General features: G+C 68.8%; 26 protein-coding genes. 9 read left to right on the forward strand and 17 right to left on the reverse strand.

The window, feature by feature from the left end; genetic code table 11:
- Positions 1–22: 22 nt before the first annotated feature.
- Complete coding sequence (locus ASF52_RS03315; protein WP_056167761.1) at positions 23–226, reverse strand: CsbD family protein; 204 nt, start codon at positions 224–226, stop codon at positions 23–25.
- A 156-nt stretch (positions 227–382) separates the two neighbouring features.
- On the opposite strand from ASF52_RS03315, the gene ASF52_RS03320 reads away from it, so the two are divergent.
- Positions 383–859 carry a nucleoside deaminase gene (locus tag ASF52_RS03320; RefSeq protein ID WP_056167549.1) on the forward strand — a complete coding sequence of 159 codons (477 nt, stop codon included), beginning with the start codon at positions 383–385 and terminating at the stop codon, positions 857–859.
- A gap of 2 nt (positions 860–861) precedes the next feature.
- Here the strand turns inward: ASF52_RS03320 and ASF52_RS03325 are convergent, their stop codons facing one another.
- Together ASF52_RS03325 and ASF52_RS03330 are read right to left on the reverse strand one after the other, a co-directional pair.
- Positions 862–1164 (reverse strand): hypothetical protein, encoded by a 303-nt coding sequence (locus tag ASF52_RS03325; RefSeq protein WP_056167554.1) that lies wholly within the window; start codon positions 1162–1164, stop codon positions 862–864.
- Between the two features lie 90 nt (positions 1165–1254).
- A complete protein-coding gene (locus tag ASF52_RS03330; protein WP_056167557.1) occupies positions 1255–2730 on the reverse strand; it encodes an MFS transporter in 1476 nt (491 codons plus the stop codon).
- A 123-nt stretch (positions 2731–2853) separates the two neighbouring features.
- Here ASF52_RS03330 and ASF52_RS22905 point away from each other — a divergent pair, with 123 nt between their 5' ends.
- A complete protein-coding gene (locus ASF52_RS22905; RefSeq protein ID WP_056167560.1) occupies positions 2854–3171 on the forward strand; it encodes a hypothetical protein in 318 nt (105 codons plus the stop codon).
- Here ASF52_RS22905 and ASF52_RS03340 read toward each other — a convergent pair.
- The 7 genes from ASF52_RS03340 to ASF52_RS03370 form a co-directional block, all read right to left on the reverse strand.
- On the reverse strand, positions 3155–4246 hold the full coding sequence (locus ASF52_RS03340; protein ID WP_056167562.1) for an ABC transporter permease: 1092 nt from the start codon (positions 4244–4246) through the stop codon (positions 3155–3157). The two genes, ASF52_RS22905 and ASF52_RS03340, sit on opposite strands and share 17 nt — an antisense overlap.
- The gene (locus tag ASF52_RS03345; RefSeq protein WP_056167565.1) at positions 4243–5166 is read right to left on the reverse strand and encodes an ABC transporter permease; all 924 of its coding nucleotides are present in this window, start codon (positions 5164–5166) and stop codon (positions 4243–4245) included. Before ASF52_RS03345 ends, ASF52_RS03340 begins: the two co-directional genes overlap by 4 nt.
- Positions 5163–6758 carry a peptide ABC transporter substrate-binding protein gene (locus tag ASF52_RS03350; protein WP_056167764.1) on the reverse strand — a complete coding sequence of 532 codons (1596 nt, stop codon included), beginning with the start codon at positions 6756–6758 and terminating at the stop codon, positions 5163–5165. The genes ASF52_RS03345 and ASF52_RS03350 overlap by 4 nt, the downstream gene beginning before the upstream one ends.
- Before the next feature lie 342 nt (positions 6759–7100).
- The gene (locus ASF52_RS03355; protein WP_056167568.1) at positions 7101–7535 is read right to left on the reverse strand and encodes a GlcG/HbpS family heme-binding protein; all 435 of its coding nucleotides are present in this window, start codon (positions 7533–7535) and stop codon (positions 7101–7103) included.
- 18 nt (positions 7536–7553) lie between these two features.
- Positions 7554–8594: a 5-(carboxyamino)imidazole ribonucleotide synthase gene (locus ASF52_RS03360; protein WP_244472919.1), complete on the reverse strand. Its 1041-nt coding sequence runs from the start codon at positions 8592–8594 to the stop codon at positions 7554–7556.
- Positions 8595–8698: 104 nt separating this feature from the next.
- Positions 8699–9196 (reverse strand): 5-(carboxyamino)imidazole ribonucleotide mutase, encoded by a 498-nt coding sequence (gene purE, locus ASF52_RS03365; protein ID WP_056167572.1) that lies wholly within the window; start codon positions 9194–9196, stop codon positions 8699–8701.
- 268 nt (positions 9197–9464) lie between these two features.
- Positions 9465–10154 (reverse strand): PAS domain-containing protein, encoded by a 690-nt coding sequence (locus ASF52_RS03370; protein WP_156629951.1) that lies wholly within the window; start codon positions 10152–10154, stop codon positions 9465–9467.
- Between the two features lie 120 nt (positions 10155–10274).
- On the opposite strand from ASF52_RS03370, the gene ASF52_RS03375 reads away from it, so the two are divergent.
- Complete coding sequence (locus ASF52_RS03375; RefSeq protein ID WP_056303913.1) at positions 10275–10631, forward strand: hypothetical protein; 357 nt, start codon at positions 10275–10277, stop codon at positions 10629–10631.
- Between the two features lie 76 nt (positions 10632–10707).
- On the opposite strand, the gene ASF52_RS03380 is transcribed toward ASF52_RS03375, so the two are convergent.
- Entirely contained in the window at positions 10708–11037 is a 330-nt protein-coding gene (locus ASF52_RS03380) for a hypothetical protein (RefSeq protein WP_244473678.1), read from the reverse strand.
- A gap of 178 nt (positions 11038–11215) precedes the next feature.
- Between ASF52_RS03380 and ASF52_RS03390 the strand changes: the two genes are divergently transcribed.
- A protein-coding gene (locus ASF52_RS03390; protein ID WP_156629952.1) for an IS3 family transposase occupies positions 11216–12429 on the forward strand; the annotation gives its coding sequence in 2 pieces (ribosomal slippage) (positions 11216–11495 and positions 11495–12429; 1215 coding nt in all).
- 214 nt (positions 12430–12643) lie between these two features.
- Here the strand turns inward: ASF52_RS03390 and ASF52_RS03395 are convergent.
- Both ASF52_RS03395 and ASF52_RS03400 read right to left on the reverse strand, forming a co-directional pair.
- Entirely contained in the window at positions 12644–13417 is a 774-nt protein-coding gene (locus ASF52_RS03395) for a dicarboxylate transporter/tellurite-resistance protein TehA (protein ID WP_244473685.1), read from the reverse strand.
- Between the two features lie 106 nt (positions 13418–13523).
- Positions 13524–14912, reverse strand: coding sequence for an aminotransferase-like domain-containing protein (locus ASF52_RS03400; RefSeq protein ID WP_056167588.1), 1389 nt, complete (start codon positions 14910–14912; stop codon positions 13524–13526).
- Positions 14913–15109: 197 nt separating this feature from the next.
- On the opposite strand from ASF52_RS03400, the gene ASF52_RS03405 reads away from it, so the two are divergent.
- The 5 genes from ASF52_RS03405 (at position 15110) to ASF52_RS03425 (ending at position 19460) form a co-directional block, all read left to right on the forward strand.
- On the forward strand, positions 15110–15514 hold the full coding sequence (locus ASF52_RS03405) for a DUF983 domain-containing protein (RefSeq protein WP_056167591.1): 405 nt from the start codon (positions 15110–15112) through the stop codon (positions 15512–15514).
- A gap of 100 nt (positions 15515–15614) precedes the next feature.
- Positions 15615–16841 (forward strand): 5-aminolevulinate synthase, encoded by a 1227-nt coding sequence (hemA, locus tag ASF52_RS03410; protein WP_056167594.1) that lies wholly within the window; start codon positions 15615–15617, stop codon positions 16839–16841.
- 45 nt (positions 16842–16886) lie between these two features.
- Positions 16887–18305: a cytochrome ubiquinol oxidase subunit I gene (locus tag ASF52_RS03415; protein ID WP_056167597.1), complete on the forward strand. Its 1419-nt coding sequence runs from the start codon at positions 16887–16889 to the stop codon at positions 18303–18305.
- A 10-nt stretch (positions 18306–18315) separates the two neighbouring features.
- Positions 18316–19323, forward strand: a complete 1008-nt coding sequence (gene cydB, locus ASF52_RS03420; protein WP_056167601.1) for a cytochrome d ubiquinol oxidase subunit II — start codon at positions 18316–18318, stop codon at positions 19321–19323.
- Positions 19323–19460 carry a DUF2474 domain-containing protein gene (locus tag ASF52_RS03425; RefSeq protein ID WP_056167603.1) on the forward strand — a complete coding sequence of 46 codons (138 nt, stop codon included), beginning with the start codon at positions 19323–19325 and terminating at the stop codon, positions 19458–19460. Before cydB ends, ASF52_RS03425 begins: the two co-directional genes overlap by 1 nt.
- 203 nt (positions 19461–19663) lie before the next feature.
- Here the strand turns inward: ASF52_RS03425 and ASF52_RS03430 are convergent, their stop codons facing one another.
- From ASF52_RS03430 to ASF52_RS03445, 4 genes are read right to left on the reverse strand one after another with little or no spacing between them, the layout of a single operon-like run.
- Entirely contained in the window at positions 19664–20746 is a 1083-nt protein-coding gene (locus ASF52_RS03430) for an acyl-CoA dehydrogenase family protein (RefSeq protein ID WP_056167608.1), read from the reverse strand.
- Complete coding sequence (locus ASF52_RS03435; protein WP_056167612.1) at positions 20743–21291, reverse strand: OsmC family protein; 549 nt, start codon at positions 21289–21291, stop codon at positions 20743–20745. Before ASF52_RS03435 ends, ASF52_RS03430 begins: the two co-directional genes overlap by 4 nt.
- An 11-nt stretch (positions 21292–21302) precedes the next feature.
- A complete protein-coding gene (locus ASF52_RS03440) occupies positions 21303–22151 on the reverse strand; it encodes an ABC transporter permease (protein ID WP_056167613.1) in 849 nt (282 codons plus the stop codon).
- Positions 22148–23365: an ABC transporter substrate-binding protein gene (locus ASF52_RS03445; RefSeq protein ID WP_056167772.1), complete on the reverse strand. Its 1218-nt coding sequence runs from the start codon at positions 23363–23365 to the stop codon at positions 22148–22150. The genes ASF52_RS03440 and ASF52_RS03445 overlap by 4 nt, the downstream gene beginning before the upstream one ends.
- Positions 23366–23367 lie beyond the last annotated feature (2 nt).

A 23367-nucleotide genomic window follows, 5' to 3' on the forward strand; every position in this document is an offset into this window, starting at 1 on the left:
GACGCTCACGCCAAAACAAGGTTCAGATCTTGCTCTTCACCGTGTCGGCGGCATTCTTGATGCCGTCCTTGGCATCGCCCACAGTCTTCTGGGTCTCACCCTTCAGTTCCTGGGCTTTTCCCTCGGCCTTGAGCTTGTCATTATCGGTCGCGTTGCCGATACCTTGCTTGATGTTGCCGATGGCCTCGTTGGCGACGCCCTTGATCTTGTCGGTGGTGCTGCTCATCGTGAGACCCTCTTTCGAAACGGGCGGCTCGGCCGCGTTGCACATCAAACGGTACCAGCTCGACTGTTGTTCCCATCTCTCGCTCGGCAGAACCACACCGGGCGCGATAAAAGCCAACATTTGTTCGGGTCGCGGCGACCCGACTGTAAGGGATGGATGTCTGTGCGCTTTCCTTTCGACACCGATGATCCTTTGGGACACGCCTTCGACGCTGCCCGTCATGCGGCGCTGGAAGGGGAGGTGCCAGTGGGCGCGGTGGTGGTCCTGGACGGTCGGGTGGTCGCCAAGGCGCACAATCGTCCCCGTGCCCTCAAGGACCCGACGGCGCATGCGGAGATTCTGGCGATCCGCGCCGCCTGCACGGCGCTCGGCACGGAACGTCTGACGGATTGCGATCTCTACGTGACCCTCGAGCCCTGCCCGATGTGTGCGGGCGCGATATCGTTCGCCCGGATTCGCCGCCTGTACTTTGGGGCTTACGACCCGAAAGGCGGCGGTGTCGAGCATGGCCCGAGGGTCTTCAACCAGCCGACCTGCCACCACGCACCGGAGGTGTACGGCGGGTTTCGCGAGTCCGAAGCCGCCGCACTCCTGCGGGGGTTCTTCCAGGCGCGCCGCGACGGAGAAGGGTAGCCTCAGCTTCCGCCGCCGCCACCGCCGCCGGTGTTGCCGATCGGCTTCGTGTTCTGCTCGGCATTGCCGCTGGCGCCGGAATTATTCGAGCGGGTCTCCGCGCCCGTGGCGCCCGGGGCCACCGAGCCGATCGAGCCCGGGCCGCCATTGTCGATCCCACCCGGTTTCACCACCGGCGTATCGGATGTCCCGGGCGTCGTGATCCGGGGCGGTCCCGGCTGACGGATCTCGGCGGGGCCGGTGCCCTGTGCGAGAGCCGAGGTTGCTAAAACGAGTGCGGTGGACGTCAGGAGAAAGCTGCGCATCGATGGGGTCCCGCTCAGAGTTCCGAAGATCTGTGTTCCATCAACACGATGTGAGAGCTCCGGTTGCAGCTCGCCCGGCATCACGAAACCTCACGCCGCGGCAAGCGGCTTCGAGACGTCTTCCAGCGACTTGCCTTCGGCGGCCGTGCCCCAGATGCCACCGACGATGGCTGCGATCGCCATGAGCGTTGCACCGATGGCGTAGCCGATGAGGACATTGTCCCGCGACCCCGTCTCCACGAGGGCGCCGAACAGGAGCGGCCCCGAAACGCCACCGATCCCGGTGCCGAGCGCGTAGAACACCGCAATGGCCAGCGCTCGGATCTCAAGCGGGAAGGTCTCTGCTACGGTGAGGTAGGCCGCGCTCGCGGCGGCGGAGGCGAAGAAGAATACCACCATCCAGGCCGCCGTCTGGCCGACGGGGCCGAACACTTCGATCTTGAACAGGTAGCCGGTGATGGTCAGCAGCACCGCCGAGATGCCGTAGGTGAAGGCGATCATCTGGCGGCGGCCCCAGGTGTCGAACAGGCGTCCCAACAGCAGCGGGCCGAGGAAGGAGCCTAGCGCGAAGGGGAGCAGGTACCAACCGACATGATCGCCCGGAACGCCGTAAAAGCGCTGGAGCACGAGGGCGTAGGTGAAGAACAGAGCGTTGTAGAAGAACGCCTGCGCCACCATCAGGGCGAGGCCGACGAGGGTCTGCTTGCGGTGGCCGCCCAGCATGGTGCCGAACACCTCACCCAAGGGGGTGTGGCTGCGAGTCCTCAACTTCATGCGCTTGGCCGGATCGACGGGCGGCAGGGTCAGACCCTCGTCGATGAAGCGCTTCTCGATACCGGTGACGACCCGGTCGGCCTCGGCCACGTAGCCGTGGGTGGCGAGCCAGCGCGGGCTTTCGGGAATCCAGGTCCGCAGGAGCAGGATCACGAGGCCGATGCCGCCGCCGACGAAGAAGGCGATGCGCCAGCCCCAGGCCGGGTCGATCATGCCCGGGCGCAGGACGGCGATGGACAGGAAGGAGCCAAGGGCGGCGCCGATCCAGAACGACCCGTTGATGACGAGGTCGGTCCAGCCGCGCACGCGGGCGGGGACGAGTTCCTGGATCGTCGAGTTGATGGCCGTGTACTCGCCACCGATGCCCGCCCCGGTGAGGAAGCGGAAGATGCAGAAACTCCAGATGTTCCAGGAGAGGCCCGTGGCGGCGGTGGCCGCGAGGTAGAGGGCTAGGGTGATGAAGAAGAGTTTCTTGCGCCCGATGCGGTCCGTGAGCCAGCCGAACCCGAGGGCGCCGACGACGGCACCCACGAGGTAGGAACTCGCCGCCAAGCCGATGTCGAACTCCGTAAAACTCATGGGCGCGGCGCGGAGTGCGCCGACGAGGGAGCCGGCCAGGGTCACTTCGAGCCCGTCGAGAACCCACGTGATCCCCAGCGCCACGATGACGAGGACGTGGAATCGTCCCCAGGGCAGGCGGTCGAGGCGGGCGGCGATGTCGGTGTCGATGACGGTGCCCATGGGCACCCGCTCCGGCGTAGGGCCGGACGCGGTCTCTGCCTTGGTCGCCATCGATACCTCGTTAAGCGTATTGGGACTGAAGTGTGGGCAATCCGCCGGACTCGGCAACGGTTCCGCCAAGCTTTCATCGTTCGTCGGGTGGAATAGCATCCTCGTTCCGGATGCACCGTTCCCATGCTGTCCCGCGCCGGCCTCGCGGCCCTCCTGATCATCGTATGTTCTCGATCCGTCGCTACGGAGGATCCTGCACGATCCGGCTTCGCGTGGTGGCACCTGCGGCCGACCGATGTGATCACGACCTGGTCGACGGGCGCGGCGGAGCCCGAGCGGCGCAACGCCAAGCCTGCCAACGCCAAGCCTGCCAACGCCAAGCCTGCCAACGCCAAGCCTGCCAACGCCAAGCCTGCCAACGCCAAGCCTGCCGTCGCCGAACCGTCGCGGGAGCGACTCTCCGTCCGGGTGGTCTATCCGGGGCTCACCGCGGGGCGGTGAGGGCGTCGCGGCGCGGGTCGAGGGCTTCGCCGAGGGCATCCCCCAGCACGTTCAGGGCCAGCAGCGTCGTCACAAGGAAGGCGGCGGGGGCGGCGAGCATCCACGGGGCGGATTCGATGGCCCGCGCGCCCTCCGCGATGAGGGCGCCCCAGCTCGTCTGCGGTTCCTGCACCCCGAGGCCGAGGAACGACAGGAAGCTCTCCAAGAGAATGACCTTTGGAACCAACACCGTAGCGGCGACGGTGACGGGCCCGAGGGTGTTCGGCACGATGTGACGGACGAGGATCCGCGCCGAGGACAGGCCCAGGGCCTCGGCGGCGCGGACGAAGTCTCGCTGGCGGAGCGACAGGGTCTGGGCCCGGACCATCCGGGCCATGTCGAGCCATTCGACGGCGCCGATGGCGACCAGGATGAGCCCGAGACCGGCGCGGAAGAACACCAGCAGCATGATCACGAAGAACACGAACGGCAGGGCGTAGAGCACGTCGACGAGGCGCATCATCACGGCATCAACGCGCCCGCCGGCGTAGCCCGCCACCGCCCCGTAGGTGAGCCCGATGAGGAGGGCGACGCCGGTGGCGACGAGGCCGATGACGAGGGAGACGCGGCCGGCGACGAGGGTGCGGGTGAGGAGATCGCGCCCCAGGACGTCGGTGCCGAGGAGAAAGCGCTGTTCCAGCACCGGCACGGAGACCACGAGGCGGCGCCCGTCCTCCGCCCGCTCGAGGATCGTCGCCGGTCCGAACAGGTCGGAGCGGGGCAGGTAGGTCAGCACGCGCGGGTCGATCGAGCGCGGCGCATCCACGGTCACGTGCGCCGTTCCATCCCGGATTGTAACGGCGCGCACCGTCACGCGCATGCGGAACGCGAGCCGTTCCAGGGCCGGGCGCACCGTTCCAGGCCGGGGATGCGCCGCGAGGCCCGGTGGCGTCCCGACGAGGTCGGGATAGATTCGCCCCGGGTCGTGGCCCGTGAGTTCGGGACCCACGAGACAGGCCAGCGCCACGGCCGCGAGGAACCCGAGCGCGACGGTGGCCGAGCGGTGGCGGAACAGGCGCCGGACGAAGCCCCTCATCGAGCGATCCGCAGGCGCGGGTCGAGGAGGGCGCAGAGGATATCGGCGACGAGGTTGAGGCCGATGACGAACACGCCGACCAGCACGACGGTGCCCATCACCAACGTATAGTCGCGGTTGAGCGCGCCATCCACGAAGGTGCGGCCGAGGCCGGGCAGGCCGAACAGGGTCTCGACCACCACGGACCCGGTGAGGAGCGCGGCGGCGGTGGAGCCGAGGATCGCCACGATGGGCAGGAGGGCGCCCCGCAGGGCATGACGGGCGATGCGCCGGCGCGGCAGGCCCATGGCGCGCTGGGTGCGGATGTGCGGCAGGGCGAGGGTCTCGCGCAGCGACGCCCGGGTGAGGCGGGCCAGGAGGCCGGCCTGGGGCAGGGCCAGGGTCAGCACCGGCAGGACGAGGTGGGCGGGGGCACCGCCCTCCCAGCTTCCGACGGGGAGCCAGCCGAGGCCGAGGCCGAACACGATCTGCAGGAGGGGGGCGACGACGAAGGTCGGCACCGCGACCCCGAGGCCGGCGCCGAGGCCGACGACGCGATCGAGGAGGCGGCCCGGACGGAAGGCCGCCCCGGCGCCGAGGCCGATGCCGAGCGCGAGGGCCAGCCCCAGGGCGAGGCCGCCGATGGTCATGGAGACGGGCAGGCCGTGGCCTAAGATTTCGGCGACGCCGCGGTCGCGAAACGAGAAGGACGGCCCGAAATCGCCGCGCGCCAGGGCGCCGAGGTAGCGCAGGTACTGCACGGCGAGGGGCTGATCGAGACCGTAGGTCTCCTGCAGCGCCGCCATGGCGGCCGGCGCCAGGGGGCGTTCGAGGTCGAACGGCCCGCCGGGGGCGAGGCGGATGAGGAAGAAGCTCACGGTCACCACGGCGAGCAGGGTCGGCACCGCCTGGAGCAGGCGGCGCAGGACGAAGCCGATCACGCCTCGAGCCTCAGGAAGCGGGTCGGCGCGGCGTTGCGGAGGTTCGGACGGTAGCCCGAGAGGCGCGGGCTGATCAGGGCCTTCGAACGGGTGTGCATCACGGGGATCCAGGGCAGATCCGTCACCACGATGGTCTCAGCCCGGAACAGCAGGTCGGCCCGGCGGGCGAGGTCGGTCTCCCCGGCGGCGTCCCGCATCAGGCCGTCGTAGGCGGCGTCGGCGTAATGGCCGGGGTTGAGGGTGTCGTTGCCGCTCTGGAGCAGGAAGAGGAAGTTCTGCGGGTCGGAATAATCCGCGATCCACGAGACCCGCGCCACGTCGAAGGGCCGGCCCTCGCGCAGATAGGCGAAGTGGGTCTTGGCGTCCGTGTAGGTGAAGCGCGTGGCGACGCCGATGCCGCGCCACATCTCCGCCAGGGCCACCGCGGTGTTGCGGTTGTTGTCGCTCGCGTTGAAGCGATACTCGAGGGCGAGGGGGCGGCCCGGTCCGAAGCCGGCGGCCGCGAGGAGGGCCCGGGCCTCGTCCTCGCGGTCGATGGGCAGGGCGTCGCGGCCGGCGAGTTCCGGCGGCGCCCGGTAATGGTCGAGGCCGGGCGGACACAGGGAATAAGCCGGGTCCATGGTCTCGCCCCACAGGCGCTGGGCCAGGAACTCGCGGTCGATGACGAGGGACAGGGCGCGGCGCACCCGGACGTCGTCGAAGGGCGCCCGGCGGGTGTCGAGGGCGAGGGCGTAGAGCCCGAGCGACGGTCCGAGCACCACCTGCCCGCCGAACCGCGCCCGGAGGGAGGCCATCTGATCGGCGGGGAGGTCGGCCAGGGAATCGATCTCGCCGCCGGCGTAGCGCCGCACGGCGCTGGCGAGGTCCGGCGTCGGCAGGAACGCCACGCTGGGGATCGCGACATCGGCCGCCGCGTGGAAATGCGGGTTGCGGACGAGGATGACCCGGTCGTTCGGTGCCGCCTCGCGCAACGCGTAGGCCCCGTTGGAGACGAGGTTCTCCGGCCGGGTGAACGCCGCGCCGAATCGCGTCACCGTGGCCGGATGGACCGGCAGGGCGGTGGAATGGGTGAGGAGTTCGAGGACGTACGGCGTCGGCCGCTCGAGGGTAAGGACGAGGGTCCGGGCCGACGGCGCGTCCACCCCGATCGACTCGGGCGCTGCCGCACCGCGATTGACGGCCGCCGCGCCCCGGATCGGAAACAGCACCTCGGCGTATTTCGCCGCCAGGGCCGGATCGAGGATGCGGCGCAGGCTGAACACAAAATCGTTCGCCACCACCGGATCGCCGTTCGACCAGCGCGCGCGCTCCCGCAGGGTGAAGGTGTAGGTGAGGCCATCGCCCGACACGGTGCAGGCCTCGGCGCATCCGGGGATGATGCGGCCGTGGTTGTCGTAGGTGAGCAGGCCCTCGTAGAGGTCGCGCAGGATGTGTGCCTCGGCCACCGTCGAGGATTTGTGCGGATCGAGGGTCCCGGGATCGGCGTCGTTCCCGCGCCGGTAGAGACCGGCCGGCGCGGCCTCGGCCGGGCGCGCGAGGGCGGCGGCGGCGAGTCCCGCGAGGCACTGGCGGCGGTGCGGGGCGGGTCTCATGCCGCCTTCGCCGAACCGATGGCGTGGAGCGCGCCAGGCCTCCAATCCTTCCAGGCAATGCCGGTACAGACGGAGGATCGCGCCTGCATCAGCCCTCGGCCCGTCGCGCGGAGCGCTTGGGCGCATCCCCCTCTCCCCGCAGGCGGGGCGAGGGGATGCGCAACGGGCGCTTCGCGTCTTCGACACTGTACCTCTGACGAAGACAGACCGCTACCCGCATCGACGATCGCCCTCCCTGACAGGAAAGAAGCCCGGCGCTCGCCGCGACAGGTTAGGAATGCGAATTCCAGGCCGCTCGATGAGGATCGTACGGCGTGGCACAGGGCGTATCGTCGTACGATCTCAAGCGCCGGTCTGCGCCGAAAACCCCGCCGCCTCGATGCCGGCGACGGCGCAGAGTTCGTCGTTGTCCGAGGTGTCGCCCGAGATGCCGACGGCGCCCAGCAGCGTGTCGCCGTGGCGGATGAGGACGCCGCCCGGCACCGGCACCAGGGCGGCGGGGCCGACGAGGTGGCTCATTGCGGCGATGAAGGTCGGGTCGGCCTCGGCCCGCTTGGCGATGGCGCGGGACCCCAGCCCGAGCGCGAGGGCGCCGTTGGCCTTGCCCATGGCGATCTCGGCCCGGCGCAGGGACGTGCCGTCTTCGGCGGCCAGGGCCTTCAGGGCGCCGCGGGCGTCGAACACCGCCACCACGAGGGGCTTCAGCCCATGGGCGCGGCCGGCCTCGAGGGCCTTGGCGACGAGGGTCTGGGCGGCGGCAAGACTGAGTTCGGACATGGGGCGCTCGCGGGACGATCAGGGTTTGGGGAGGAGCCGGGTGACGTGGCCCATCTTGCGGCCGGGCCGGGCCTCGCCCTTGCCGTAGAGGTGCAGGTGCGCGCTCGACTGGGCCAGAAGCGCGGTCCAGTCCGAGACCTCGTCGCCGATGAGGTTGTGCATCTCGACGGCCATGCCGCCGACGCGGGCGGGGTCTCCGAGAGGCCAGCCGCAGACGGCCCGCACATGCTGGGCGAATTGCGAGGTGGTCGCGCCCTCGATGGTCCAGTGGCCGGAATTGTGGACCCGCGGGGCGATCTCGTTGACTACCACCCGGGCGGGGCCGTCGGCCTGGGGCACCAGGAACATCTCGACGGCGAGGATGCCGACATAGTCCAGCGCCTCGGCGATGCGGCGGGCCATGGCGATGGCGGCGGCCTCGGTCTGGGGCGCGATGCCGGGGGCTGGCACGCGGGTGACCGCGAGGATGTGGTCGCGGTGCTCGTTGGCGCAGGGCTCGTAGGCGGCGAACGCCCCGTCGGGGCCGCGTGCGGCCACCACGGACACCTCGGTCTCGAAGGGCACGAAGCCTTCGAGGATGCAGGGCGCGCCGTCGAATTCGCCCAGGATCGCGGCGGCGTCGATCGCGCCCTCGGCGCGGATCATGCGCTGCCCCTTGCCGTCGTAGCCGAAGCGCCGGGTCTTCAGGATCGCCGGGCGGCCGATCTCTTCGAGCGCCCGCACGAGGTCCTCGGCGGTGTCGACGGCCCGATACGGGGCGGTCTCGATGCCGAGGCCGTTGATGAAGCTCTTTTCCGTCAGCCGGTCCTGCGTCGTGGCGAGGGCGCCGGCATTGGGGTGCAGGGGGGCCTTGGCGGCCAGCGCCTCGGCGGCGGCGGCCGGGATGTTCTCGAACTCGTAGGTCACGACGTCGACGCTGGCGGCGAACCGCGCGAGGGCTTCCACGTCGTCGTAGGCCGCCACGGTCTGGTGCGCGCAGACGTCGAAGGCCGGGCTGTCGGCATCGGGGGCGAAAACGTGGACCTTGAGGCCGTAATTCGCGGCGGCGAGCGCGATCATGCGGCCGAGCTGGCCGCCCCCGACGATGCCGAGGGTGGAGCCGGGCTGGACTTCGGGCAAGCCGGGCTGGACTTCGGGCAAGGTGTTCACGACAAACGGCACGCTCAAGGGAGATCGCTTTGCGGATGGTCGGCGACGCTCGCGGTCTGCGCGGCGCGCCAGGCTTCGAGGCGGGCGGCGAGGTCCGGGTCGGTCAGGGCCAGGATGGCGGCGGCGAGGAGCGCCGCGTTGACGGCGCCGGCACGGCCGATGGCGAGGGTGCCCACGGGGATGCCGGCGGGCATCTGGACGATGGACAGCAGGCTGTCCTGGCCCGACAGGGCCTTCGATTCCACCGGAACGCCGAGCACGGGGAGGGGGGTCATGGCGGCGGTCATGCCGGGGAGGTGGGCGGCGCCGCCGGCCCCGGCGATCACCACCTGGAAGCCTTCGGCCTTGGCGCCCTTGGCGAAGGCGACGAGGCGGTCCGGGGTGCGGTGGGCCGAGACGATGCGATCGCTGTGGGCGACCCCGAGGGCATCGAGGGTTTCGGCTGCATGCCGCATGGTCGCCCAGTCGGACTGGCTGCCCATAATGATCGCGACCGGAGCGGCTCCCGCCATCGTCGTCCCATCCCTATTGATTCAAGGGGGCGGGGGCCTGCGGCACCCCAATCCAGCCGCATACGCGGGCGGTGGCCGGGCCGCAAGGCGGGGCCCGGGACGAGGCGGGTGGCGGCGGGGGGCCGTCCCCTGCGGATTGCGGGTCGGCCCGACGGTGGGAGGCCGGATGATCGATTCGGTTCACGGTTGGTCACGAGCCTATCGGCGGGCGGGCTGTCCTCGAACCGAATTTGCCGTTCGGAACGGGAATGCCGCGTCCAGGGTCAGATCATCCGCCCTGATGCCGGACGTCCGTGATCTGCGCCAGCCGCCGTCCGATCTCCAGCAGGAGCATGTCGCTCATCTGGTGCAGCACGGAGGGCGGAAGTTCATGGATCGCCGCGCGAACGACGAGGCCATGCTCGGCCGCGCGTTCCAGGGATCCTCTGAGATTGGAGGGTCTCAGATCGGAGGTTCTCAGATCGGATGCGGAGAGGCCCGAGACCGTATCCGGCTTCGTCTGGGTGATGTCGACGAGGATACCGCTGCCCCGGGTCGGGCGTCCTGCACGATCATGGGCGAAGCGGCCGCGATCGAGGACCCGGCGCGTCACCCCATCGGCGGAGCGAACGCGATACTCCAAGGTACATACGAGGCCGTCCTCGGCGCTGCGAGCAATGGTCTGGGCCGCGCGTTCGCGATCATTGGGATGAATGCCGGCCAGGAAGGCCTTCAGGGGAGCACCGCTCTTGGCCGCGATGGGGTCGAGGTTGAACACCCGGGCCACGAGCGCGTCCGCGTACGCCCGGTCGTTCGGAACGTCGTACTCCCAACGGCCGATCACATCGGAGGCATCGAGGGCATCCTGCAATAAAATCTGCATCGCTGCGTCTTCGTATGATGTGCGTTGTTCCACTGCGCCCCGCAGCTCTCCCAGATAGTTGTCGTTAAGCAACATAGCCGATGCTAGAGATACCAAACAGAGGTCCGAATAACAAATGTAAATTCTCGCATATTAATCCATGATAAGATATGGCAATAAAATCATATGCGCCGCTGCACATCCAGGACGGATGCTCGTTCAACCGGGAGACCTACGATGGGCCGTAGATTGAATGCCCTCGAAGAACTCCAGGCCAACCTCGCGGATCCCGACGCCGAGCGACGACAGGGCCCTCTCCAGATCCGGCAGCACTACCTGGCGCGGATCGCGGACACGCTCGGGATCACCACGGCGCAGCTGGGGGAGACCCCCGCCCTCCCAGGGGCAGGCCAACCCGCGATGGACGGCGCGCGGCCAAACGCGGCCGTAAGGACCGAACAGGCCGTCCTGATCGAGCAATGCGCGGCCTTGGTCGACGCCTTTCGCCGGATCCAGGACCCGCAGGACCGCTCACGCTGCCTCCAGATCGTCTGCGAGGCCGCCGGGGTGGAGTCGTCGCGATCGACTTCATAGAAGGGTCGAGCGGTCGGAGGGACGTGGCCGTCACCGCCGTTCGGCTCCGTTGGCTCGCGGCTCGATGACGGCCTACCTAACAGGGTGTTGAAGAAGTCAGCCAACGGCGGGCAATGAAGGGGATTTCGTCGCCGTGGTGGACGCGGATTTTGCCGCGAAGCGAGCCGTCGGCCTGGACCTCGGCCGATCCCGAGCCGCAGACCGCATCCCCCTCGTCATTGCCAATCCAGTCGAACACGATGGCGGCGCGATCGCTCCCGCGGGTGGCTCCGCCAGCGGAAGCTCCGGTGACACACCCGAAGGCGAACTCACCGCGGCCGTCCTCGAAGAGGATGCCGTCCTCGAAGAGGATGTAGAGCCGGCTCGACCATGTCGGCGTAGTCGTCCGCGTAGCCGGGCAGCTCAACGATCCGCCACTTGCCCAGGACGCTCACGCCAGGGCTCTGAGCGGCTTTGGCAGGCGGACGAGGTTGTAGGCCGCAGCCGTCAGAGTGAAGGCCCATCCGACCTTGTCGCGGCCTATGAAGTGGGATTGCCCCGGTTTGGTGGACACCGAGAACGCTTTCGCGTGAGGTGTTTGTCCGATGCCCAAGACCCGTCCCGCATACCCAGCCGAGTTCCGCCGGCAGATGGTCGATCTGGTCCGCGCCGGCCGTGATCCCACCGATCTGGCTCGCGAGTTCGAACCCTCGGGGCAGACTATTCGGAACTGGGTCGCTGAGGTCGACCGTGGCGAGGGGCGTCGGGAGGAGAAGCTCCCAGGTGCCGATCCCGGCCTGACGACGGCCGAGCGCGACGAACTCGTTCGGCTACGGCGTGAGAATCGTCAGTTGAAGCTGGAGCGCGATATCCTCTCTCGCGCGACAGCCTGGTTTGCGCGGGAGACCGGAGTTCTGCCGTCGGGGTCTTCCGGTTCATGAGCGCCAACCAGGCCGACTTCCCGATCACGGTGATGGCGCGCACCCTCGGCGTGTCGAAGGCCGGGTACTATGCCTGGGCCGGCCGGCAGCCCTCGGCGCGACGCGTGGCGGACGCTGCCCTGCTGAAGCGGATCCGCACTGTCCATCTCGGCTCGCACGAGACCTATGGCGCGCCGCGCGTCCACGCCGACCTGCGCGAGCAGGGCGAGCGGCATTCCCGCAAACGCATTGCCCGGCTGATGCGCGAGGCCGGCCTCGTCGGGGCCAGCCATCGGCGCGGTGGCTCTGTTACGACGCGGCGGGACCAGGAGGCGCGTCCGGCTCCCGACCTCGTCGACCGCAACTTCGCCGCCGCCGCCCCGAACCAGCTCTGGGTGGCGGATATCACCTACGTGCCGACTGCTGCCGGCTTCCTCTACCTCGCCGTCGTGCTCGACGCCTTCAGCCGCCGGATCGTCGGTTGGGCGATGGCCAACCACCTCCGGTCGGAACTCGTCCTGGACGCCCTGGAGATGGCCGTCACCCAGCGCAGGCCCCGCGACGTGATCCATCATTCGGACCAGGGGTCACAATACACGTCGCTAGCCTTCGGCAGCCGCTGTCAGGAGGCGGGCGTGCGACCCTCAATGGGCTCGGTCGGCGATGCCTACGACAACGCCATGGCTGAAAGCTTCTTCTCGACCCTCGAATGCGAACTGCTCGCCCGCCGTCGCTTCCGCTCACAGGCCGAGGCACGGATGGCCTGCTTCAGCTACATCGAGGGCTTCTACAATCCGCTGCGACGGCACTCGGCGCTCGGATACCGCTCGCCCGTCGTCTACGAGCAGGAAACCCAGCCGGACCCGTTACCCGAGCCCCTGTTCAGCCAAGCCCCCTAACCGTCCACAGAAACGGGGCAATCCCAACCGAGGGATCGCAATCTCATTCTTGGCATCTGCTTGCAGCATTGCCGTCATGATCGACTGTCCGGAAACAACTTGCCTTGATGCAGTAGAACGACGGTCCTGATCGCGGTCCAGCCAATGAAAAGATTGGCGACGATGAACAGCGGGATGGCGAGGCTGCCGTTCGGCCCCTCCAGCCCCCGCTCCGTCAGGCGCAACGAGGCAAGCGGAAGGGCCGATACACCGAAGGTAAGGCCCAGGCTGCCGGCGAGAACGGCTGCATCCGCAGCCAAGGAACGAGCCGAACCATGACGAGAGCCTGAAACAGGGCATACCCGAACAGGATCTGCGCCAGCCGGTCCGGCGGCCCGTCGGTGACGGCGAGGTAGGCTACGCAGGCGACCGCCGGCGGCGCGAGGTGCAGCCCGAGTGAGGCCCGCAACGGCACGGGAAGGGTCCTCAGGATCATCCGATTCAGGACGACGGACTCCAGCGTCAGCCAGGACAGGAGACCGGTCCCGAAATAGAGCAGGCCCAGGTCCTTCATCCCGAACGTTGCGCACGTGATGGCCGCGACGAAGCCACCGCCGACCGTTGGCATGTAGAGGATCGGCGTCGTTGCATCGAAGCGACGGTCGCCCATCCAGAGGGTGCCTGCGCCCCAAGCGGCAAAAAGGGTCACTCCGACGAGGCCCACCAGGGCCATCACCCATGCGGTGCCCGGCCAATGGGGCGCGAGGCCGACACTTGCGATCATGGTGGCGACGGGTGCCAACGAGGCGAAGAACGAGGACGTCGGGTCGCGCGCCTCGGTCAGGACGGCATCCCGGTCGTTCAGCCACCGAGCGGCGTAGAGCGCCATCCAGGTCGCCCAAACCGTCACGCCACATACGGAAACGGCTTCCCCGACCCACCCAGGAGCCAGTCCGAGCCGAGCGGCGGTGCGCCACCCATTGCCCAAGCCACAGAGTCCCAGGACCATACCGAAGAAGGTTGCCGGGACCCGCGCTCGCGGCAACCACGCGAACCGACCCGGTCGAGCGGCCGGACATTCCGGGTCTGTGGAGACGCCCCCCACGTCAGGCAAGTCAGACGACCGTGGAGATCGCCCCTGGCGGATGCGCCAGGAGCGTCGCCAGCAGGCTCAGTCCGTATCGCAGGGTCTCGGCGTCGGGGGCGGCACCCAGGGAAACACGGATGGCCTCGGGCGCGGGTCCGACCGCGAAGGCATCGCTCAGGATCACCGACAACCCGAGTTGACGTGCATGGGCCCCGAACTCGCCTCGTCTCCAGGGCTCCGGGAGCCGAAGCCAAAGGTGATGCCCGCAGGGATGCGCCGTGACGTCCAGGCCCTCAAGGACCTCTCGCGCCACCGCCTGCCGGAGGCCGTTCTCCTGCCGGATGGCGGCGATAATCGCATCCAGGTCGCCGTTGGCGATCCACTGCGAGGCGAGGGCGGCCGTGAGCGGGGACGCCATCATGTTGATGGCACGCAGCTCGGCGGCGAGCCGTACCGCCTCATTGGTCCCCGGTACCGCGACATAGGCGATGCGCAGACCCGGGCTGACGCACTTCGAGAGCGTCGCGATGTGCCAGGTGATGTCGCCGGCAAGGGCGGCGATGGGCGCCGGAGCCTCGGGCGGGAGCGCGCCGTAGGCGTCGTCCTCGATGATTGCGACACGGTACGAACGCGCAATCTCGGCGATCCGCTCGCGCCGCGCCATCGGCAGCGTCGCGGTGGTCGGATTGTCGAGCGTCGGCACGAGGTAGAGGGCCCGCGGACGCTCGGTCTTGCAGCTTTCCAGGAACGCTTCCGGGTCGAGTCCCTCCGCGTCGCAGGCCACCGGAACGAGACGAACGCCCCGTCGCTCCGCGGCCATACGCAGGCCCGGGTAGGTCAGGGCCGGGACGCAGAGGGCGTCGCCGGGCTTGAGGACCGCGGCCAGGACCGCGGAAAGGACCACTTGGGCGCCTCCCCCCACCAGGACGCGCTGCGTCGGAAGCGGCCCGAGCCGGCGGCCGAGCCACTGCCCCGCCGCAACCCGGTCCGCCATGTTCCCGGCGCTGTCCTGATACTGCATCCGGTCGAGGAAGCCCGGCGAGCCGGCCAGGCGCGAGAGACCTGCTTCCATACGCTCGGCCAGATGCGCCGCAACCGGCTGGGGCGGCATGTTCATGCTGAAGTCGACGCTCCCGGACGGGTCCGCTTGGCGCATCTCGACGGTCGATGGCGCGGAACCGCGAACGAAGCTGCCCCTTCCGGTGTTGGCATCAATCAAGCCGGTCCTGCGGGCCTCGTTGAAGGCGCGCGTGACCGTAGTGAGATCGACGTTGAGGTGCTTGGCCAGGGTACGTTGCGGTGGCAAGCGCACGCCCGGAGGGAGCCGCCCGGCGCGGATGTCCTCAGCCAATGCCTTGACAATGGCCAGGTACTTGGGGCCTGCGTCTCCGGTGATTGTAGGGTTCCAGGATTCCATCGTTGACCCCTGTTCTCGCGATAGTGTATGCATACACACAACATACAGGCAAAGCGAGACGCGCTTCTGTCTGGGAAAGCGCCTTCGGAGCAGCCTTCTTCCGTCGCGAGTGTATGGATACCTAAGCCATACATTACTGGCGTGCAAGGCGTACCTCCATACCGCCGGACACAACGAGCGGTTCAGGGAGTTGAGTGATGCAAGGAACGACCGATCAATCCCTCCTGTCAGTGGGCCTGCGGTGCCGTTGCCCGCGCTGCGGCGAGGGACGTCTGTTCGACGGCTTCATTACCCTGAAGCCTCACTGCGAAGCCTGCGGCCTGGACTACGGGTTCGCCGATCCGGCAGACGGTCCCGCCTTCTTCATCATGATGACGATGGCCTTTCCGGTGACCGCATTCGGCATCTGGCTGGAGCTCGCCTATGACCCGCCGCTCTGGATCCATGCGGTCTTGACGCTTCCGCTGCTGCTGCTGGCCTGCGTGCCAGTAATCCGGCCGCTGAAGGGGCTCTTCATCGCCAGCCAGTACATCAACAAGGCCGAGGAAGGACGTTTCGAGGTTCGGAAGGCGCCTGGTGGTCATCCCGTGCCCAGGGACTGATGCCGCTGCTTTTCCGCGCGGCCCGGACGGACGCGCGCCGGCGGCATGACCCGTCCCTAGGCCTGCCGTAACCTGACATGACGTGACGAGGACCGGGACGATGCTCCCCTATTCCGACCTGTTCGATGCCTCCCTCATGAAGCTGCGCGAGGACGGCCGCTACCGGACGTTCATCGAGCTTGAGCGGAACGTCGGTACGTTTCCGACAGCCGTCTGGAGGCACCCCGACGGCAGTCGCCGCCCTGTCACGGTCTGGTGCAGCAACGACTACCTCGGGATGGGACACAGCCCCGAGGTCCTCGGCGCCATGCACACGGCCCTCGACCGCTACGGCGCCGGTGCGGGCGGCACCCGCAACATCTCCGGCACGGCCCACGAGCATGTGCTTCTGGAGCGGGATCTGGCCGAACTACACGGTAAGGAGGCCGCCCTCCTGTTCACCTCGGGCTACGTCTCGAACCTCGCCGCGCTGAGCGTCCTTGGACAGGTGCTGCCCGGCAGCGTGATCCTGTCCGACGCCGGCAACAACAACTCGATGATCGAGGGCATCCGTCGCGCGGGGACCGAGAAGGTGATCTTCCCGCATAATGACGTCGGCGCGCTCGACGCGCTGCTATCCCGGTACGATCCCGCCCGACCGAAGATCGTTGCCTTCGAGAGCGTCTACAGCATGGATGGCGACGTGGCGCCCATCGCCGAGATCTGCGACGTCGCTGAGCGTCATGGGGCGCTGACCTACCTCGACGAGGTGCATGCGGTCGGGATGTACGGCCCGCATGGCGCGGGTATCGCCGAGCGCGAGGGCGTCGCCCATCGCGTCACCCTGATCGAGGCGACGCTCGGCAAGGCCTTCGGCGTCATGGGCGGCTACGTCGCCGGGCCGTCCACGGTCGTCGACGTCATCCGCAGCCACGCGGCGGGCTTCATCTTCACGACCTCGCTGTGCCCGCACCTTGCCGCCGGCGCCCGGGCGGCGGTGCGGCACCTCAAGCACAGCCAGGCGGAGCGGGCGGCGCAACAGCGGAACGCGGCGATCCTGATGGCGATGCTGCGCAAGGCCGGCCTGCCGGTCCTGCCGAGCCAGAGCCACATCCTGCCGGTGATGGTCGGAGACGCCCACCTCTGCCGGCGGATCAGCGAGGAGTTGCTGGAGCGCCACGGAATCTACGTGCAGCCGATCAACTATCCGACCGTCCCGCGCGGCGGCGAGCGCCTGCGCATCACCCCGACGCCGCTCCATACCGAGGGGCACATGCGAGCCCTCGTGGGAGCGCTTGTCGAGGTTCGCTCACGCCTGGGCTGGGGCGATGTCCCGCTGGCTGCCTGACGGCGCCTGCCCTCCACCCCATTGAGATACGAACAGGTGACCGACATGCTGGCGAACGTTGACGCCCTGCTGCTCGCGAGATGGCAATTCGGGTTCACGGTGGCGTTCCACATCGTGTTCCCGGCCTTCTCCATCGGCTTGGCCAGCTACCTGGCGGTGCTGGAGGGTCTTTGGCTGGCCACCGGCCGCCAGGTGTTCATCGACCTGTTCCGGTACTGGATCAAGATCTTCGCCATCGCCTTCGCCATGGGCGTGGTCTCCGGCTTGGTGATGTCCTACCAGTTCGGCACGAACTGGTCGGTCTACGCCGACAAGACGGGGCCCGTGCTCGGCCCCCTGATGGCCTACGAGGTGCTCTCGGCCTTCTTCCTGGAGGCCGGCTTCCTCGGGGTCATGCTGTTCGGCATGACGAAGGTCGGCCCGCGGCTGCACTTCCTCGCGACCCTGATGGTGGCAATCGGAACGTTCTTCTCGGCGTTCTGGATCCTTTCCGTGAACTCCTGGATGCAGACGCCCCAGGGTTATGCGGTCAACGCCGCCGGACAATTCGTGCCGGACGACTGGTGGGCCATCGTCTTCAACCCGTCCTTCCCGTATCGCCTCGTCCACATGGTCCTGGCCGCCTACCTGACCACCGCCCTCGTGGTCGGCGCGGTCGGTGCTTGGCACCTGCTTCGCGACCGGTCGAACCAGGGCGCGAGGACGATGTTTTCCATGGCGATGTGGATGCTGGCCATCGTTGCGCCCCTCCAGATCCTGGCCGGCGACGCCCACGGCCTGAACACGCTGGAGCACCAGCCCGCCAAGGTCATGGCCATGGAGGGCCACTTCGAGAGCCATCCGGACGGAGCCCCCCTCATCCTGTTCGGCCTGCCCGACCAGGAAGCCGGCGTGGTCCGCTACGCGCTGTCGGTCCCGAAGCTGTCATCCCTTATCCTGAAGCACGGCCTCAACGAGCCCCTGAAAGGTCTGGACACCGTGCCGCGCCAGAACTGGCCGCCGGTCCCCGTTGTGTTCTGGTCCTTTCGGGTGATGGTCAGCCTCGGCATGCTGATGCTCCTGCTCGGCGTGGCAAGCCTCGTCGCACGCTACAGGGGCAAGCTCTACGAGTGGGTGGCCCTCCACCGCTTCGCCCTCGCCATGGGCCCAGCCGGCTTCGTCGCCGTTGTGGCGGGCTGGATCACCACCGAGGTCGGACGCCAGCCCTTCACCGTCTACGGGCTCCTGCGCACGGCGGAGTCGGCCTCGCCGCTGTCCGCGCCGGCGGTCGCGACGTCGCTCGTCGCCTTCGTGGTGATCTACTTCGCCGTTTTCGGCATGGGCATCCTCTACATCCTGCACCTGATGGCGAAGTCGCCGCACCTCGGGGAGCACGGGATCGAGCCCGGGGCTCCGATCCGGACCGCCGGCATTACGCCCGCGTCCTCCGTCGACCCCGACAGACACATGCAGCCGGCCGAGTAGGAAAACCGACATGCTCGACAATATCGACCTGACGGTGGTCTGGGCCCTCATTATCGCCTTTGCGGTCTTCGCCTATATCGTGATGGACGGCTTCGACCTCGGCATCGGCATCCTGTTCCCGGCCCTCCGGCCGGGCCCCGAGCGCGATACGGCGATGAACTCCATCGCGCCGGTCTGGGACGGCAACGAGACGTGGCTGGTGCTGGGCGGCGGAGGCCTGTTCGCGGTGTTCCCGCTGGCCTACGCGGTGATCATGCCGGCTCTGTACGCCCCGATCATCGCCATGCTGCTCGGCCTGATCTTCCGTGGCGTCGCCTTCGAGTTCCGCTGGCGCGACCCGCGCCACCGGGCCCTCTGGGACGTCGCCTTCACCGGGGGCTCGGTCGTCGCGGCGTTCGCCCAGGGCATGACCCTCGGTGCGCTTTTGCAGGGCATCAAGGTCGAGGGCCGTGCGTACGCCGGCGGCTGGTGGGATTGGCTGTCGCCGTTCAGCCTGCTCGTCGGTGTCGGCATCGTCTTCGGCTACGCCCTGCTCGGCGCCACCTGGCTGGTCATGCGGACGGAAGGGAGCCTGCAGGACCGGGCGCGCACCTTCTCGCTGTGGCTCGGTGCGGCAACGGTCACGGTCATCGCCGCCGTCAGCGCGGCGACGCCCTTCCTGGAAGGCAGGTATTGGGAGCGCTGGTTCGCGATGCCGAACGTGCTCCTCACCGCCCAGGTGCCGCTCCTGGTCGCGGTGGCCTCGTTCCTATTCTTCCGTTCGCTGCGCAGTGATGCGGACAGAACCCCGTTCCTGCTGGCGCTCGGCCTGTTCCTGCTGTCCTTTGTCGGGTTGGGGATCAGCATCTTCCCTGACGTCGTGCCGGGGCGGATCACGATCTGGGACGCCGCGGCACCGCATTCGAGCCAGGTCTTCCTGCTCGTGGGCGCATCGGTCCTGATACCGATCATCCTGATCTACACCGCCTATTCGTACTGGGTCTTCCGAGGGAAGGTCGACGCCGTGGGATACCACTGATGGAAGACGCATCCGCTCACCACGTCCAAGTTCCGTTGTGGCGTCGGCTCCTGTGGTTCGCCTCCCTTTGGGCCGGCAGCGTCCTGGCACTCGGAATCGTGGCCTGGGCCCTGCGGACCTGGCTCAAGGCGACCTGACGCACCGAGGAAGGACGATTTTGGCGTCCTGGTCGGCGCCGGCGGGCCTAGACTACTTCCGTGTCTCCGGTGCGACCGAAATCGGCCGTACGTTCCCGCCCCAAAAACCCGCCATCCGTCACTTCAAGCCGGAAGAGCCGACTCGGCCGAGCGCGTGCTCGTCCGGCCGCACCTGTCCCGTCCCTCGCGCTGACAGGCGGTCGTCACCCGCTCGCGAGTTCCCGTGTGATGTGCTTCACCGAGGGCGTGACGATGGCCACGAACTGCGCCTCGCGCAGCCGTCGGAAGGGTTCTGAGCCTTCAAGATAGCCGCGCGCGCCGAACTGGAGCATGGTGGCTTGCGCCGCGTCCAGGGCGAGCCAGGAAATGTCGAGGCGCAGGCGCAGGGTCTCGCGGAAGGCGCCCGCCGCCGGATCGGCATGGCGTTCGACCGCGTGCACCAGCCGCGTCCACAGGTCGGCCGCCCGCGCGTCGATCCCCTCGGCCCCGAGGGGGAGCGCCGCGCCGTCGCGGCTGCCTCGGGCATCCGCGCGCATCAGCGCGGCGACGCCACGGGCGAGCCCCAGTCCCATGCCGGCCTGGAGCAGCACGAAGCCGTTGCGGATGCGGGGGACGAAGGCCGCGGCGTCGGGGGCGATCACGTCGTCGTCAGGCACGAAGGCGTCGCGGACCATCACCGTGTAGGTCCCGGTGCCCTCAAGCGCCACGAAGCGGGCATTGGCCGCGATGTCGACCCCTTCCTGGCCTGCCGCGAACACGGCCATGACTCGGCGGCCGTCGTCGAGGGCGAAGATGCTGGCGAAGGGGTGACCGGGGCCGAGATTGGAGACCCAGGGCAAGCGCCCGCGCACCCGGTAGCCGCCCGGCACCCGCCGACCCGTGAGGGCGAGGGGCTCGATGCCGGCGAACGCCTTCATCGGATTGGACAGCCCGGTGCCGCCGAGGCGTACGCCGCTGGCGATGCCGGACAGATGGCGGTCGCGGGCAGGTGCGTCGCCGTGGGCGAGGTACCAGACGAGGGCGTCCTGGCACCAGACGCAGAAGGCCGTCGACAGGCAGGCGGACCCCACCAACGCCATCGCTTCCACGGCCGCGATCAGTCCCTCGGGCGTGCCCGGCGCGTGGTGGGCATAGGCACCAGCTGCGCCGAGGCCGCGCAGTACGCCATCCGGATAGAGCCCCCCGTCGATCGCACCTACGAGGGGCCCGAGTTCGTCCCGCACGACGCCGGCGACGTCCCTGGGGGCTTCGGGCAGCGCCGCGGGACGAGCAAGGGCCGCGCTCATCGATTGCGGACGAGGCTGACGGCGACGGGATTTCTGACCGTGTTGAGCACCGGCGACCAATCACCGGCATGGGCCACGAGGTCGTCGAGCTCGGCCTGGCTCGCACCCTCGATGTCGAGGTGCGCGGTCAGGCGCACGGCGGTGAGGCCAACGGCCTTCGACGACAGGTCGCCTGTCCCCCAGACCGAGGTGATGTTGATATCGCCCTCGCTCTCGATCTCGATGCCGCGCACGGTCCAGCCGCGCGCGACCGCGTTGGCCTGGAGGCCAACCGCCACGCAGGTGCCGAGGGCTGCGAGCAGCGCCTCGGTGGGGTTCGGGGCGGTGTCGTCGCCGAGGAGGCCCGGCGGCTCGTCCACCACGTGGGCGTCGAGGTTGCGCACGTAGTTGAGATGGCGGAAGCGCCGACCCTCGGCGATGGTCCGGGCGCGCACGGTGCGAACGGCCGTCGGATCGGCGCGGCCCTTCTCCGACAAGGCGGCTAGGGCATCCCGGTCGATGGTCTCGAAGGTCTGGACGATCTCTTTCACGGAGGCGGACGACATGGGCGTTCCTTTCAGGTCGCGGGAATCCAGCGGGCACGGGCGGCGAGCCGTCCGAGGCCGCTGTCGAGGGCGTAGCCGATCAGTCCGATCAGCAGGACGAGGGCGGCCAGGCGGTCGTACGAGAGGGTGTCGCGCGCATCGTTGATCGCGTAGCCGAGGCCGCTGGTGACCCCGAGATACTCGGCCGGCACGAGGACGATCCAGGCGACGCCGAGCGCCAGGCGCAGGCCGGTGAGGATGTCCTGCAGCACGGCCGGAACCACGATCCGGCGCAGGGTGGCGATCCGGCTGCCGCCGAGGTTTCGCGCGAGGGTGAGCCAGATCGGATCGATCCGCTTCACGCCGGCCGCGGTCGAGAACAGGATCGGCCAAATTGCGGCGGCTGCGATGAGGAACACGATGGCGCCCTCCCAGGTCGGGAAGGCCAGCACCGCCACCGGCATCCAGGCCAGCGGCGAGACCATGCGCAGGAGCTGGAAGGGAGGCTGCAGGGCGCGTTCGGCGAGCGGCGAGGCCCCGATGAGCAATCCGAACGGCACCCCGAGCGCGAAGGCGTAGGCGAGGCCTTGGCCTATCCGGGCAAGGCTCGGCAGCGCGGCCCGCCAGGCCTCGCCGGAGGTGAGAAGATCGGCGAACGACGCGAGGGCCGGGCCGGGAGCGAAGCCCGCGAAGGCGGTATAGGCCGGATCGTTCGCGAGGAGATGGCCGGCCGCGAACCACAGCACCAGGAGGGCGCCGACACCGAGGAGCGGCGCTGTCCGATTCAGCAGGCCGGCAAGGAACCGGCCCTCCGGCCAGGCGCGCGATGACGTGGGGCCGCCGATGTCCGATGAAGCGGTCTTCAGGAGGCCCGCGGTCATAGCGACAGCGTCTCGGTGCGGTCGGGGCCGGACCCGGGGAACGCATCGGGGAAGCGCTTGAGGGATGCGGCCACGAAGCGGTCGTCGACGAGGTCGCGAGCGACGAAATCCGGATCGAGCCCGTTCAGGAAGGTGGCGTCGCCCTCCACCACGGTCCGGCCCATGGCTTCGACAATCAGGCGGGTCGCGGAGGGATAGGGCCAGGGTTGGAAGTCGATGCGGCTCGCCGACCAGTCCGCGTGGCGGATGGCACCGCTCGCCTCGTAGGAGGGCCCGTAATCGGTCATCGCCTTGACCACCACGTCGGCGGCCATCGGCAGGTAACCACGCCCCTCCTTCGAGATGAGCCGGGCCACGGCCTCCTTGTTGGCGGAGGCATAGGCCTGCGCGCGCACGATGGCGTCGATGGCCTTGCCCGTCCATTCGGGCCGCTCCACAGTGGTCCGGTCATGGGCAACGACTACGCAGCAGGGGTGGTTCTTCCAGATGTCCCCGGTGAAGCGCAGCATCCGGGCGCCGGCCTTGATCTCGCCGAGCGCATTGAACGGCTCGGCCACGATGTAGCCGTCGACCTTGCCGGCCGCCAGCGCCGCCGGCATCTCGGGTGGCGGGAGGATCTGGAGGGCGCATTCGCCCGGGCCCGCATCGCCCCGGATCACCGGCGTGACCCCGGATTCACGCAGTGCGTATTGCAGCACCACGTTGTGCATGGAATACCAGTACGGAACCGCGACCCGCTTGCCGGCAAGGCCCTTAAAGTCGGTGATGCCGCTCCTGCCCCCGACGACGATGCCGGAGCCGTTGGTGTGGGCCCAGGCCAGAACCTTGACCGGGAACTTGTTGTTGTAGCGCATCCAGACCGGGATGGGCTTTAGGAGGTGGGCGAGGTTGAACTTGCCGGCCGCGAAGCCCTCGACCAGGGCCGACCAGGACCGCACGGGGGTCGGCTCGGCCACCTTGAGGCCGGCCTCCTCGAAATAGCCCTTGGCATGGGCGACCAGGAGGGCGGCGGCATCGGTGATCGGAAGGTAGCCGATACGCACCACATCGTCGTCGGCCGCGTGCACGGCCCGGCTTGACAGGCCGAGGCCGGCACCACCCAGCAGGGCGGCGAGGCCGCCGCGCGCGAGGCCGTCGAGGGTGTCGCGGCGGGTCCAGTCCGCGCGCGCCCATTCATGCGTCCACAGGGCGGAGAGGTCGTCGGGCGCTGTCATCA

This window comes from Methylobacterium sp. Leaf112 (assembly GCF_001423295.1).
GTDB lineage: Bacteria > Pseudomonadota > Alphaproteobacteria > Rhizobiales > Beijerinckiaceae > Methylobacterium.